13 protein-coding genes are annotated in these 13,491 nt (G+C 71.7%); 3 read left to right on the top strand and 10 right to left on the bottom strand.

Features of this window, described 5'->3' with window-relative positions; genetic code table 11:
- Nucleotides 1-205 precede the first annotated feature (205 nt).
- Nucleotides 206-853 (top strand): superoxide dismutase family protein, encoded by a 648-nt coding sequence (locus HHX41_RS14960; protein WP_182906443.1) that lies wholly within the window; start codon nt 206-208, stop codon nt 851-853.
- 14 nt (nt 854-867) lie between these two features.
- Here HHX41_RS14960 and HHX41_RS14955 read toward each other — a convergent pair whose 3' ends face one another.
- The 4 genes from HHX41_RS14955 to HHX41_RS14940 all read right to left on the bottom strand — a co-directional run bounded on the left by HHX41_RS14955 (nt 868) and on the right by HHX41_RS14940 (nt 3,543).
- The gene (locus HHX41_RS14955) at nt 868-1,494 is read right to left on the bottom strand and encodes a DUF2461 domain-containing protein (protein ID WP_182906442.1); all 627 of its coding nucleotides are present in this window, start codon (nt 1,492-1,494) and stop codon (nt 868-870) included.
- A 64-nt stretch (nt 1,495-1,558) separates the two neighbouring features.
- Complete coding sequence (locus tag HHX41_RS14950; RefSeq protein ID WP_182906441.1) at nt 1,559-2,377, bottom strand: polysaccharide deacetylase family protein; 819 nt, start codon at nt 2,375-2,377, stop codon at nt 1,559-1,561.
- Nucleotides 2,378-2,411: 34 nt separating this feature from the next.
- Nucleotides 2,412-2,717, bottom strand: coding sequence for a hypothetical protein (locus tag HHX41_RS14945; protein ID WP_169984171.1), 306 nt, complete (start codon nt 2,715-2,717; stop codon nt 2,412-2,414).
- Nucleotides 2,718-2,838: 121 nt separating this feature from the next.
- Nucleotides 2,839-3,543, bottom strand: coding sequence for a helix-turn-helix domain-containing protein (locus HHX41_RS14940; protein WP_182906440.1), 705 nt, complete (start codon nt 3,541-3,543; stop codon nt 2,839-2,841).
- 44 nt (nt 3,544-3,587) lie between these two features.
- On the opposite strand from HHX41_RS14940, the gene HHX41_RS14935 reads away from it, so the two are divergent.
- A complete protein-coding gene (locus HHX41_RS14935; RefSeq protein ID WP_220504070.1) occupies nt 3,588-4,445 on the top strand; it encodes a DMT family transporter in 858 nt (285 codons plus the stop codon).
- Between the two features lie 76 nt (nt 4,446-4,521).
- Here HHX41_RS14935 and HHX41_RS14930 read toward each other — a convergent pair whose 3' ends face one another.
- Entirely contained in the window at nt 4,522-5,115 is a 594-nt protein-coding gene (locus HHX41_RS14930) for a sigma-70 family RNA polymerase sigma factor (RefSeq protein WP_169984173.1), read from the bottom strand.
- A 307-nt stretch (nt 5,116-5,422) separates the two neighbouring features.
- Here HHX41_RS14930 and HHX41_RS14925 point away from each other — a divergent pair, with 307 nt between their 5' ends.
- Complete coding sequence (locus HHX41_RS14925; RefSeq protein ID WP_182906439.1) at nt 5,423-6,493, top strand: PLP-dependent cysteine synthase family protein; 1,071 nt, start codon at nt 5,423-5,425, stop codon at nt 6,491-6,493.
- 45 nt (nt 6,494-6,538) lie between these two features.
- On the opposite strand, the gene ftsY is transcribed toward HHX41_RS14925, so the two are convergent.
- From ftsY to mutM, 5 genes are all read right to left on the bottom strand, one after another.
- Nucleotides 6,539-7,720, bottom strand: coding sequence for a signal recognition particle-docking protein FtsY (ftsY, locus tag HHX41_RS14920; RefSeq protein ID WP_169984175.1), 1,182 nt, complete (start codon nt 7,718-7,720; stop codon nt 6,539-6,541).
- 229 nt (nt 7,721-7,949) lie between these two features.
- The gene (gene smc / locus HHX41_RS14915) at nt 7,950-11,663 is read right to left on the bottom strand and encodes a chromosome segregation protein SMC (RefSeq protein ID WP_182906438.1); all 3,714 of its coding nucleotides are present in this window, start codon (nt 11,661-11,663) and stop codon (nt 7,950-7,952) included.
- A gap of 243 nt (nt 11,664-11,906) precedes the next feature.
- Nucleotides 11,907-12,101: a hypothetical protein gene (locus tag HHX41_RS14910; protein ID WP_142571989.1), complete on the bottom strand. Its 195-nt coding sequence runs from the start codon at nt 12,099-12,101 to the stop codon at nt 11,907-11,909.
- Between the two features lie 188 nt (nt 12,102-12,289).
- Entirely contained in the window at nt 12,290-12,559 is a 270-nt protein-coding gene (locus tag HHX41_RS14905; protein ID WP_169984177.1) for an acylphosphatase, read from the bottom strand.
- Between the two features lie 46 nt (nt 12,560-12,605).
- On the bottom strand, nt 12,606-13,481 hold the full coding sequence (gene mutM / locus HHX41_RS14900; RefSeq protein WP_182906437.1) for a bifunctional DNA-formamidopyrimidine glycosylase/DNA-(apurinic or apyrimidinic site) lyase: 876 nt from the start codon (nt 13,479-13,481) through the stop codon (nt 12,606-12,608).
- Between the last annotated feature and the right edge of the window lie 10 nt (nt 13,482-13,491).

Raw genomic sequence — 13,491 nt, 5'->3', positions numbered from 1 at the left:
TCACCCGGAAGGCTCCTTCACCCGAAGCCCTCGCCGACTCGATCGGCGGGGGCTTCGGCTTTCCGCTTCGGCGGCGACGCCGACGAGGGGATGCAGACGGCAAGAGCGGGTAAACGGCGGGCACAGATGACGTCGTTCGCGCTCCCCCGCACACCCGGCCGTGCTCTGCTGGCGCAGGCAGTGCAGCGTCTGAGGAGGAGCGATCATGCCCCGCACAACCCGTCTCGCCATGGCCGCCGGGCTCGCCCTGGGACTGGCCGCCGCGGCCGCGCCGGCCGTACCGGTGCTGTCCGCCACGACCACGGCGGCCACCACAGCGGCCACCACCACGCAGACCCGGCCCGGCGAGCCGGTCACCGCGGTCATCCGGAACACCGCGGGGCGCGTCCTCGGCACCGTGCACGTCGAGCGGTACGACGCGAAGAAGTCGCGGGTCAGCGTCGGCATGCGGGGACTCGCCCCCGGCTTCCACGGCTTCCACGTCCACGCCGCCGGCGTGTGCGATCCCCGCTCCGTGGACCGGGCGACGGGCAGCGCGTTCTCCAGTGCCGGAAGCCACCTCGGCTCGGGAGCGCACGGCGACACGGCCGGAGACATGCCACCGCTGCTGGCGGCCGCGGACGGCACCGCCTCCGCGTCCTTCGTGACCGACAGGTTCACCCCGGAGCAACTGGCCGACGCCAACGGGAGCGCGTTCGTGGTGCACGCCGGACCGGACAACTTCGCGCACATCCCGGACCGGTACTTCCACCGCCCCGACGACACCGGCGCCGTGGGCCCGGACGCCGCCACGCGCAAGACCGGGGACGCCGGCGCCCGGATAGGCTGCGGCGTCGTCAAAGGCCGCGGCTGACCGGGCGGGGGCGGTCAGGACAGGTGGCGCCTCAGCCAGTCGACCAGCGGGACGAGCGCCCGCCAGGTCGAGCGGACCCGGTCGAGGCTCTCGGGGGTGTGCAGCCACGGCTCCGGCTCGAACCGCCGCCCGGCGTGCAGCGTCTTGTGCCGCAGGAGGTCGAGCCGGGGGTGGTCCTCCGGCGTGCCGCGGGGGCGGGTCTTGAGCCGCTCGCCGCCGACCGTGAGATCGCCGGGCAGGGCCGCGAGGATCTGCTCCAGCAGGGGCCCGGCGGTGTCGTCGTCCAGGGCCTCGCGGTAGCGCGGCACCTGGTCGCCCGGCATCCACCAGCCCGCCGCCACGTAGAGGCCGTCGGCGTCCACCTGGACGTAGTAGCCGACGCCCTCCACGCCCACCCCGCAGTAGGCCCCCTGGTGCGTCTTGTACGGCGACTTGTCCTTGGCGAACCGCACGTCCCGGTGCGGCCGGAACAGGTGGGCGGGCCCGAAGTCCGGCTCCAGCTCGTCCATGAGCGCGAGCATCGGCGCCCGGACCCCGGTCTCGTACAACTCCTTGTGGGCCGTCCAGTACGCCTTCGAATTGTCGGCGACGAGGCCCTCGTAGAAGATGAGCGCCTCGTCAGGGAACCCGCTGAAACCCATGCCACCCACCTTTGCACGCCCCACCGACAGTCCCGGGACCGGGACCGCGCAGGCCGTGGCCCGTCTACCGGTTGGTGTACTTCTTGCCGGGCGTGGTGGAGCCGAGCAGCTCCGAGACGGTCACGTACGTGAAGCCCTTGCGGTCGAGTTCGTCGAGCAGGTGGGGCAGCGCCTGCACGGTGGTGGCGTGGATGTCATGCATGAGCACGATGTCGCCCGGTTTCGCCGCGGCGCTGCGCTGGGCGATCACGGTGGGGTTGCGGTTGAGCCAGTCGAGGGTGTCGACCGCCCACATGATCTGCGCGAGGCCCGCCTGTCTGGTCTCGTTGTCGACCGACTGGTTCGTCGCGCCGTACGGCGGGCGCATGAGCCGCATCCGCATGCCGGTCACCTTCCGCACAACCTCCTGGGTCCGGTCGAGCTCGCGGCGCAGGCCGTCGGACGACAGCCCGGGCAGCGAGGCGTGGTCCCAGGAGTGGTTGCCGATTGCGTGGCCCTCGGAGGCCATCCGCCGCACGAAGTCCCGTGTCTCGTCCGTGACCATCTGCCCGAGCAGGAAGAACGTGGCCCGGGCGTGGTGGGCGGCGAGCAGGTCGAGGACGTGCCCGGTGTATTCGGCTGGCCCGTCGTCGAACGTCAGCGCCACGCATTTGTGCTGCCTGCAGTCGACGTGCCGGGGCGGCGGGATCGCGGGCAGGCGCGGCCCGGGCGCTCCCCGCTGTGTCCCCGCCAGCCGGAAGCGCAGCAGGTCGGCGTCGAAATGCCCCGGTGTGCCGAAGCGCGGATGCGGCGCCACGGGACGCTCCCCCGCGGCCGGTACGGTCCTGGCCTGGGCACATCCACCGAGCAGCAGCAACGACAGCAGCACGGATCCGATCCGCATACGACCCCCCGGAGCAGGCGGGGGGCCACGAACGCTACGGATAGCCTCCGGCCGATCCCCCCCGCAGAACCTTTTCCAGCTCCTCCCACCAGGGCGGCACGTCCGCCTTGAGTTCGGCGTACCTGCGGGCCACCCGGATGGCGCATCCTGCGGGGTCCGTACCCAGGTGCCGGCACTTCACGGCACCCTCGCGCCAACGGTAAAAGCCCTCACGGAAGGTCACGACCAGGCCTATCCAGACGGAGAGAGTAGCCTCGTCACCGATCTCGTAGGCGTCGGCCACCCCGAGCGCGGCGAGTTCCGCGCGAAGTTTTTCCACCGCGACTCGCGATTCACTCACCGGCCACCGCCCCCTGCACAGCAGACACGCACAAAAAGGGATGTACCCAACCTTGGAGCGGCGCTTGCGGATTCATTCTGTAATCATCGACTACTGAGCGTCACCACGCAGCCCTTACTCGTCAGTCATCTGCAGGTTCTCTGCCACCGGCGGGCTCCCGGCCTTCGGGCCGCACTGTGACATCTGGTGGCACCGTGACCTCCGGCGGCGCTGTGACATCCGGCGGCGCTGTGACATCCGGCGGCGCTGTGACATCCGGTGGTTCCGGGGGCTCGGTGACCACCATCACGAAGCGCAGCGGTTCGTCGTGCTCGTTGGCGTATCGGTGCGGCCGGTCGGCGCTGAACACGACGGCGTCACCGCACCCCACAGCGTGGCTCCTGCCGTACACGGTCAGCGTGAGCCGTCCCTCCAGGACGGTGAGCATCTCCCGGGTCCCGGCGGGGTGCGCGTCGCCGTCGTGGTGCTCGCCCGGCCCGAGCCGCCAGTCCCACAGCTCCAGGATCGCGGGCGCGTCGGTCCCCACGAGCAGGCGGGCCGATCCTCCCCCGGGGTGCCGGAACGTCACCACCTCGGACTCGTGCACGACCCGGACGACCGGGGTGTCGGCGACCTCCACCAGCCGGGCGAGGGTGACGCCCAGCGCGTCGGCGATGCGGGTGAGCGTGTTGACGCTCGGGTTGGTGCGGCCCTGCTCGATCTGGATGAGCATGCCGCGGCTCACGTTCGACCGCGCCGCGAGCTCGTCGAGGGTCATCCCCCGGTGGGCCCGCTGGCCCCGTACGTTGGCGGCGATGGCCGCGGTGATCGTCGCAGGATCAGCCATGGGTCCACAATAGTGATCTCTAAGTACAATCCATTGCACTATTGATGCAATCTCTTGGGGGACCTGTGACGGCGGCGGCGCTCGCGACGGCATGCGCGGTGATCTTCGGCACGGCCGACTTCTTCGGCGGGCTCGCCACCAGGCGTTCGAAGGTGCTGGCCGTCGTCGTGCTCTCCCAGCTCGGCGGCCTGCTGCTGATCGCCGTCCTGCTCCCGATCCTGCCGGGCCACGCGAGCACGGCCGCGCTCGCCTGGGGGATGACCTCCGGGGTCGCCGGCGCCTTCGGCATCGTGCTGTTCTACCGCGGCCTGGCCACCGGCATGATGTCCGTGATCGCCCCGACCACGGCGACGACCGCCATGGCCGTCCCCGTGGTCTTCGGCCTGCTCACCGGCGACCGGCCGTCCGCCCTGGCCCTGGTTGGCGTCGCGCTCGGCCTGCTCGCCGTCCTGCTGGTCAGCCGCGAGCCGAACGGCGGCGCGAGCGGCCCGAAGGCGGGACCGATCATCGCCGCCCTGGTGTCGGGAGCGGGTTTCGGCGGGTTCTTCGTGCTGCTCAAGCTGGCCCCGGCCGAATCCGGCACGTGGCCCCTGCTGGGGGCGAGGATCGCGTCGATCACGCTGGTCGCGCTGCTGGCTCTCGCCACGCGCAGGAGCCTGCGCCCGGTGCCCGGCAGCCTGACGGTGACGATCACGGCCGGGGTGCTCGACATGAGCGCCAACGTGCTCTATCTCTTCGCGGCGCAGCGGGGGATGCTCACCCTGGTCGCCGTCCTGGTGTCGCTCTACCCGGCGAGCACGCTACTGCTCGCGCGGTACGTACTGGGCGAGCGGCTGAGCCCCGTGCAGATCACCGGCGTGGGGTTCGCGCTCGGCGCGATCGCCCTCATCGCCGCCGCCTGAGCGCCCCAGAGCACGGCATGGGCACGGCATGGGCACGGCATGGGCACCGCATGGGCTGCCCGCCCGAGGCCTGCCGTCAGGCCGCGCAGGCCTGCTCGGGGACGCGTACGACGCCCTCCTCGCGGGCGTAGCCCTCCAGCATCCCCCGGAGCTGCCGGCGGCCCCGGTGCAGCCGGGACATGACGGTGCCGATCGGCGTGCCCATCCGGTCGGCGATCTCCTTGTACGCGAAGCCCTCCACGTCGGCCAGGTAGACGGCCACCCGGAAGTCCTCCGGCAGGGCGCGCAGGGCGTTCATCACGACGCTGTCGGGGATCTGGTCGAGCGCCTCGGTCTCGGCGGAGCGCAGCCCGGTCGACATGTGCGACTCGGCCGCGGCCAGCTGCCAGTCCTCGATCTCCTCGGCGGCCGACAGCTTGGGCGAGCGCTGCTTCTTCCGGTAGTCGTTGATGAAGTTGTTGGTGAGGATGCGGTGCAGCCATGCCTTGAGGTTCGTGCCCTCACGGAACTGGTGGTACGACGTGTACGCCTTGGCGACGGTCTCCTGAACCAGGTCCTCGGCGTCGGCGGGGTTGCGCGTCAGACGCATGGCGGACGCGTAGAGCTGGCTCGTCACCGGCACGACCTCACGCTCGAACCATGCCTGCCGCTGCTCGTCGGTCGAGATCATCTCTTCCCCCTACGGAACTTCTCCCCCGTTACCCGTCCGGCCGGAACACATGCGAGGTCGCTCGTTCATCGTTGTGCCAAGGACATCGTGCCGATCGGGGCCTAAGCACGCTGTTAATTCGTCCGGCCTGGTCAGCACCGTCGATGTAAGGACCAGGCCCGCGCGGCCAGGTCACGCGCAAGCCGAACAAGTCTCATTAGCGTAACACCGCAGCCTCAATCGAAAGTAAAATGTGGCAAGTTTCACTGTCTGTCGGCGCAGTTGGGGCCTTTGGTGTTCATGCCGGACAACGTGCCAGAGTGGCGCCATGAACCACCTGGATCGGCATGATCCGGTCACGAGGGCCTGGGTGGCCGACGCCATCCAAGCCGTCGAGGCCGACGCCAACCGAAGCTGCGACACTCATCTGCACGCCTTCCCTCTCCCCTCGCACTGGGGTGTCGACCTCTATCTGAAAGACGAGTCGGTGCACCCGACCGGTTCACTCAAGCACCGGCTCGCCCGCTCCCTTTTCCTGTACGGCCTGGCCAACGGCTGGATCGGGCCCAGCACCACGATCATCGAAGCGTCCAGCGGGTCCACCGCCGTGAGCGAGGCGTACTTCGCCCGCCTGCTCGGGCTGCCGTTCATCGCGGTGATCCCGGCGAGCACCTCGCCGGAGAAGCGGGAGATCATCGAGTTCTACGGCGGCAAGTGCCACCTGGTGGACGACCCGAGGGCGATCTACGACGAGTCGCACCGGCTCGCCGTCGAGACCGGCGGGCACTACATGGACCAGTTCACCTACGCCGAGCGGGCGACGGACTGGCGGGGCAACAACAACATCGCCGAGAGCATCTTCCAGCAGATGACCCTCGAACGGCACCCGGAGCCCGCGTGGATCGTGGTCGGCGCGGGCACCGGCGGCACCTCCGCGACGATCGGCCGCTACATCCGCTACCGCCGGCACCAGACGCGGCTGTGCGTGGCCGATCCCGAGGGTTCGGCGTTCTACCCGTCCTGGGTCTCCGGTGAGGAGCACGGCGGCGCCGGTTCGCGGATCGAGGGCATCGGCCGGCCGCGGGTCGAGCCGTCGTTCCTGCCGACGGTCATCGACCGGATGACGCAGGTCCCGGACGCCCTGTCGATCGCGGCCATGCACTGGGTCAGAGAGGTCACCCGCCGGGAGGTCGGCGGCTCGACCGGCACCAACATCGCCGCGGCGGTGCAGATCATCCGGGAGATGCGGCAGCGAGGCGAGCACGGCAGCGTGGTCACGCTGATCTGCGACGGCGCCGAGCGCTACCGCGACACCTACGGCGACCCACGCTGGCTGTCCGGGCAGGACATCGACATCGCCCCGCACCTGGAGGAGCTGCGCGCCTTCCTGCGCGACTGACGGCGGGCGGGCCGGGGGATCCCGGCCCGCGGCCTTTCCCGTGCGTCAGTCGCCGAGCAGGGCGTCGACGAAGACCTCGGGGTCGAACGGCGCGAGGTCGTCCGGCCCCTCCCCGAGGCCCACCAGCTTCACGGGCACGCCCAGCTCGCGCTGGACCGAGATCACGATGCCGCCCTTGGCCGTGCCGTCCAGCTTGGTCAGGGCGATGCCGGTGACGTTGACCACCTCGGCGAAGACCTGCGCCTGACGCATGCCGTTCTGCCCCGTGGTCGCGTCGAGGACGAGCAGCACCTCGTCCACGGCGGCCTTCTTCTCGATGACCCGCTTCACCTTGCCCAGCTCGTCCATGAGACCGGTCTTGGTGTGCAGGCGGCCCGCCGTGTCGATGATGACGGTGTCGGCCTTGTCCTCGATGCCCTTGGCCACGGCGTCGAACGCCACGGACGCCGGGTCGCCGCCCTCCGGGCCGCGCACCACGCCCGCCCCGACGCGGTCGCCCCACGTCTGCAGCTGGTCGGTGGCCGCCGCGCGGAAGGTGTCGGCGGCGCCGAGGACGACCTTCCCGCCGTCGCCGACCAGGACGCGGGCGAGCTTGCCCGAGGTCGTGGTCTTGCCGGTGCCGTTGACGCCCACGACGAGGACGACTGCGGGCCGCTCGCCGTGCGGCTTGGTGTGAAGGGTCCGGTCGAGGTCGGGGGCGATCTGCGTGAGCAGTTCATCCCTGAGCAGCTTGCGCACCTCGTTCGGGGTGCGGGTGCCGAGGACCTTCACCTTCGTCCGCAGTTCCTCCACCATCGCCCTGGTCGGCGCGACGCCGACGTCGGCGGTGATCAGGGTCTCCTCGATCTCGTCCCAGACGTCGTCGTCGAGGCGGTCGCGGGACAGCAGTTCGAGCAGGCCGCGTCCGAGGACGTTCTGCGAACGGGCCAGCCTGCTGCGCAGCCGCACCATCCGGCCGGCCGAGGGCGGCGGGACCTCGATCTCGGGGGCCTTGATCAGCTCTTCGATCGGAGGGGCGGGCGGCGGCAGGGTGGTCGTCGTGCCGCCGTCCTCCTCACCGAGTCCCGTCTTCGCGGGCTCCTCGATCACGGGAGCCTTCGGCTCGGGCGGGGCCGGCGGCGCGGGCGGCAGGTCCTTCGCCTTCGGCCGGAACAGCAGCCAGAGGCCACCCACCGCCAATATGGCGACGATGGCCACGATCACGATGATGCCGAGGTAACCGTCCACACCATGCAGTTTCCCAGATCACCCGCATTACTCCCGCCAGTGCACAGCTCGTTCGAGCGATCCGGAGGGGCGCGCCGCCGATCTGGACTGAGGAGCGCGCGGGAGCGAAGCGACCAAGCGCGACGAGGGAAGGCGGCGGAAATGAGCGCCCCGAGGGTGAGCGGGAAACACGAGCGATCCGGAGGGGCGGAAATGAGCGCCCCGAGGGTGAGCGGGAAACACGCTCTTCCTAGACCTTCTCCCGGAGGCGCTGGCTGACGACCTGGGTGACGCCGTCGCCGCGCATGGACACGCCGTACAGCGCGTCGGCGATCTCCATCGTGCGCTTCTGATGTGTGATCACGATGAGCTGTGAAGTCTGTCTCAGTTCCTCGAACAGCGTGAGCAACCGCTGGGTGTTGGTGTCGTCGAGGGCCGCCTCGACCTCGTCCATCACGTAGAACGGCGACGGGCGGGCCTTGAAGATCGAGATGAGGAACGCGACCGCCGTCAGCGACCGCTCGCCGCCGGACAGCAGCGACAGGCGCTTGACCTTCTTGCCCGGCGGCCGGGCCTCGACCTCGACACCGGTCGTCAGCATGTCCTCCGGGTCGGTCAGCAGCAGGCGCCCCTCCCCGCCGGGGAAGACCCGCTGGAAGATCCCCTGGAACTCGCGCGCCACGTCCTCGTACGCCGCCGCGAAGACCTGCTCGACCCGGTCGTCGACCTCCTTGACCACGAGCAGCAGGTCGCGCCGGGTCTTCTTGAGGTCTTCGAGCTGGGAGGTGAGGAAGGCGTGCCGCTCCTCCAGCGCGGCGAACTCCTCCAGCGCCAGCGGGTTGACCTTGCCGAGCTGGGTCATCTGCCGCTCGGCCGTCCTGGCCCGCTTCTGCTGCTCCTCCCGGACGTACGGCACCGGCGGGTCGCCCGGCACCGGCACGCCCGGCCCGTACTCGGCGATGAGCGGTTCGAGCTCGATGCCGTACTCCTCCAGGGCACGCTGCTCCATCTGCTCCAGGCGCAGCCGGCGTTCCGTCCTGGCCATCTCGCTGCCGTGGACCCGGTTGACCAGGGCGTCCAGCTCGGAGCCGAGCTCCCGTACGCGCAGGCGCACCTGCTTGAGCTCGGCGTCGATCTGCCCGCGCGCCCGATCGGCCTCGTCGCGCTCCTCGGCGGCCCGCGCGAGCGAGCCCTCCAGGGCGCCCAGGGCCGCGCGTGCTCCGTCGGCCACCGCGGCGGCGATCTCCGCCTGCCTGCGGCGGCGTTCCCGGTCGGCCGCGGCCCGGGCGCGGTCCTGCCGCTCGCGCTGCGCCGCGCGCAGCAGGGCGTCGGCGCGGCCCGCGATGCCCCGCGTCCGCTCCTCGGCCGTACGGACGGTCAGCCGGGCCTCCATCTCGGCCTGCCGGGTGACGCCGCAGGCGGCGGCCAGCTCGTCCCTGGTGTCGGTGGTCGGCTCCGCCTCCAGCTCGGCGGCGTACTCGGCCTCGGCGAGCTGCTCCTCCAGCTCCACTACCGCGGCCTGCGCCTGTTCACGCGACTCCTGGGCGTCCAGCAGGGACCGGCCGAGCCGGGCCGCCTCGTCCTGCGCGGCCTTGACCGCGGCCTCCAGCCGGGCGAGCTGCTTGGCCGCCGCCGCGGCCCGCTGGTCGGCCTCCCGCTGCCTGCCGCGCAGGCGGTCGAGCCCGGCCTGCGCCGCGTTCAGCCCGTTCTGCGCGGCGTTGACGCCGCCCTGGGCGGCGCTCACGCCGCTCTGCGCCTCCGTGACCCGCGCCTGCGCCGCCTCCAGCGCGAGCTGGCACTCCCGCTCGACGGCCACGGCCTCGGTCAGCGCCTCCGCGTGCCGTTCGGCCCCGGCCCGGGCGGTGGCGAGATCGGCGGCGGCCTCGTCCAGGGCCGTACGCATCTGCAGCAGCGAGGCGCCGCCACCGGAGCCGCCGTGCGCGGCGTGGACGCCGAGCAGGTCGCCGGACGTGGTCACGGCCCGCAGCTCCGGGTGGGCGTCCACGACCTTGCGCGCGGTGAGCAGGTCGGGCACCACGACCACGCCCGACAGCAGCGCGTCCACCGAGGGGCGCAGCTCGTCCGGCACGGTGACCAGGTCGGCGGCCCATTCGGCGCCCGCGACGGGCGCCTCCGGCCGCCCGCCGTCCCCGTTCCTGTCGCCGGCGATCAGCAGGGCGGCGCGGCCGGCGTCGGCCTCGCGCAGGTGCTCGACGGCCGCGACGGCGGCGGTGAGCGAGGCGACGGCCACCCCGTCGACCGCCAGCACGGCCGCGACGGCCGCCTCCGCCCCCGGGCGTACGGCCAGCAGCGTGGCGATCGGGCCGAGCACCCCGGGCAGACCGGCGCCGAGCAGCGCGGCGGCCCCGTCCGCTCCCCCGGCCAGGCTCATCTCCAAAGCCTCGCACCGCGCCTGGAGAGCGGCGACGGCGCGCTGCGATTCGGCGTCGGCGGCGCGGGCCGTGCCCACGGCGGCCTTGGCGGCGGCCAGCGCGTCCCTGGGCGCGGCCAGCTCGGCCCGCGCTCGCTCCACGACGGCCTCGGCCTGCTCGGCCACGGCCCTGGCCTCCTCCACCGCGGCGCGGGCGAGGTCCACACCCTCCTGCGCGGCCTCCAGCTCGGTCGCGAGCTCGGGGTCGGCCGGCGACTCGTCGAGGGCCTGCGCGTCGAGCTCGTCCTGGGCCTGTTCTGCGCGCCGGGTGGCGTCCTCGACGGCCTTGGTGAGCCTGCCGATCTCGTCCCCGGCGGCCCTGGCCCTGCTCCTGGCCGACTCGACCTGGCCGCGCAGACGGGCGAGGGCCTCGCGGCGGTCGGCCGCGGCACGGGCGGCGGCGGCCAGGCGCCGCTCCTCGGCGGCCAGCGCCTCCTCGGCCTCGGCACGGACCTCGACGGCGGCCGCGAGCCGCTCGCGCGCCTCGTCGAGCTCCTCCGCAAGCACCCGCTCCTGCTCCCGCACCTCGGCGGCCTCACGCTCCAGGTCCTCCGGGTCGCGCCCGCGCCGTTCGATGGACGCGGCGTCGGCGGCGTGACGCCGCCGTTCGGCCGCGAGGCTCTCCACGCCGCGCAGCCGCTCCCGCAGGGCCGAAAGGCGGTAGAAGGTCTCCTGGGCGGCCTTGAGGCGCGGCTGGGCCTCGTTCTCGGCCGCCTCCAGCTCCGCCTCCCGCCGCTGGCCCTCGGCCAGCTCGGCCTCCACCTGGGCGCGCCGCGCCTGTACGGCCGCCTCGTCGGCCTCCTCCCGCTGCAGGGTGTCGCGCAGGGTGATCACGTCGTCGGCGAGCAGGCGCAGCCGCGCGTCACGCAGGTCGGCCTGGATGACGGCCGCCTTGCGGGCGATCTCGGCCTGGCGGCCCAGCGGTTTGAGCTGACGGCGCAGTTCGGCCACGAGGTCCTGGACGCGGGTCAGGTTGGCCTGCATCGCGTCGAGCTTGCGGAGCGCCTTCTCCTTGCGCTTGCGGTGCTTGAGTACGCCCGCGGCCTCCTCGATGAACGCCCGGCGCTCCTCCGGGCCCGCGTGCAGCACCTGGTCGAGCTGGCCCTGGCCGACGATGACGTGCATCTCCCGGCCGATGCCCGAGTCGGACAGCAGCTCCTGGATGTCGAGCAGGCGGCAGGTGTCGCCGTTGATGGCGTACTCGCTCTGACCGGACCGGAACATCAGCCGGCTGATCGTCACCTCGGTGTAGTCGATCGGGAGCGCGCCGTCGGTGTTGTCGATCGTCAGGGTGACCTCGGCCCGGCCGAGCGGCGGGCGGCTGGAGGTGCCCGCGAAGATGACGTCCTCCATCTTGCCGCCGCGCAGCGACTTGGCGCTGTGCTCCCCCATCACCCACGCGAGGGCGTCCACGACGTTGGACTTGCCGGAGCCGTTCGGACCCACCACGGCGGTGATGCCGGGCTCGAAGCGGAGGGTGGTGGCCGAGGCGAAGGACTTGAAGCCGCGTAAGGTGAGCGTCTTCAGGTACATGTCCGCCCCCCTCGGTGCCGCCCGGCGTTTGGGGGGAAAGACTACAGCTCCCGGCGGCCGGGCACCCGGGATAGGCACCGGCGGCACGCTCGTGAGGGGAAGGCCGTAAACGACAAGCGGGGCGGTTCGCCCAACTCTCTATGATCGATAAGCCGCCGAATCAATTGCCGGGGAACGGCGGCGGAAATGGCAAGGGACGCCTTTGCGGGGCGTCCCTACAATCCTTCCCGTTCCTGCCGGACCTCAGGTGAGAGCCGGCTCGCGATCCTGCAGCCGGACCAGGGCCTCATCACGAGTTTGCGCCTCGAGCGCGTCGTTCTGGGCCTGGAGCCGGTTGAGTTCTGCCTCGAGGTCGCGGATGCGCTGCTGGAGGCGGCGCATTTCCGAGATCATTCGAGGGTCAGGACCGCCGACGTGGCCGAGTAGAGCCTTCGCCATAGTAAAGGGTCCTCCACGCTGAGTGACCAGACTGGTTCGCGCACTTCATGCCGCGGGAGGGGTGCGCGTGGTTCCTCTCAAGAGTCGCACCGGCATTGGAGACGGTCAAGTTGAACGCTCCGCGATGACTTGCCGGTGGACACTCTCGCTAGATAAATATACCGGATTTGAGGGGTTTGAGGGAAGCCCTACCTCTCGACAAACCCGGCGATACCTCTCTTCGCGTCGCTCCAGCGCTCGACCACCCCCTCAACGTGGCCGGGCGTGTCACCGGTGCGTAACAACGCCAGGAGCCTCTCGCAGGACTCCCTCGGGCCCTCGGCGACGACCTCGACCCTCCCGTCGGCCAGGTTCGAGGCCCACCCGACGAGTCCGAGCTCCAGCGCGCGGGCCCGGGTCCACCACCGGAATCCCACGCCCTGCACCCGTCCCCGGATCCATGCCGTCAACCGAACCACGCCTACAAGTATCCAGATCGACTCCGGCCGCCACAGGCGGGGGTCCCTACGGGCGGGCGTTCCTCGGACGGGGCTGGCACTTCGGGCAGCTGTAGGAGGACCGGTTCATGAACGCCTCCCGCCGGATCGGCGTCCCGCAGCGGCGGCAGGGCTCGTCCCGCCTGCCGTACACCGCGAGCGAGCGGTCGAAGTAGCCGCTCTCGCCGTTCACGTTCACGTACAGGCTGTCGAAGGAGGTGCCGCCCTGCCCGAGCGCCTCGGTCATGACCGCGCGGACCGCCGCGAGCAGTTCGGCGATCTTCGGCCGGGTCAGCGTCTCGGTCGGCCGGGCCCAGTGCAGGCGCGCCCGCCACAGCGCCTCGTCCGCGTAGATGTTGCCCACCCCGCTGATCAGCGACTGGTCGAGCAGCGCCCGCTTGATCCCCGTACGGCGAAGCCGCAGCCGCACGGCGAACTCCTCGTCGTCGAAGGCGTCCTCCAGCGGGTCGGCGGCGATGTGCGCGATCGGCTCGGGCACCGGCCGGCCCCGCCCGGCGGCCATGGGCGCCACCAGGAGGTGCCCGAAGGTCCGCTGGTCGACGAACCGTAACTCCAGGCCGCCGTCGGTGAAGCCCATGCGCACGCGCAGGTGCTTCTCCACCGGCGACAGCGGGTCGACGACGAGCAGCTGGCCGCTCATGCCGAGGTGGGCGATCAGTGCCTCTTCCGCCTCCTCCTGGTCGCCGTTCCGCAGGGGCAGCCACAGGTACTTGCCGCGCCGCTCGGCCGACGCCAGCGTGCGGTCCTTGAGCTGGGCGGGCAGGTCGCCCACGTTGCGGCGGACCGCCCGGGGGTGCAGGACCTCGGCCGCGGCCACGGTCCGGCCGGCGACCCAGCTCTCCAGGCCCCTGCGGACGACCTCGACCTCGGGCAGTTCGGGCATGCGCCGTCCC

The sequence above is a fragment of the Microbispora sp. H13382 genome (genome assembly GCF_014161445.1).
Classification (GTDB): domain Bacteria; phylum Actinomycetota; class Actinomycetes; order Streptosporangiales; family Streptosporangiaceae; genus Microbispora.
This window is presented reverse-complemented; position numbering and strand designations above follow the sequence as displayed.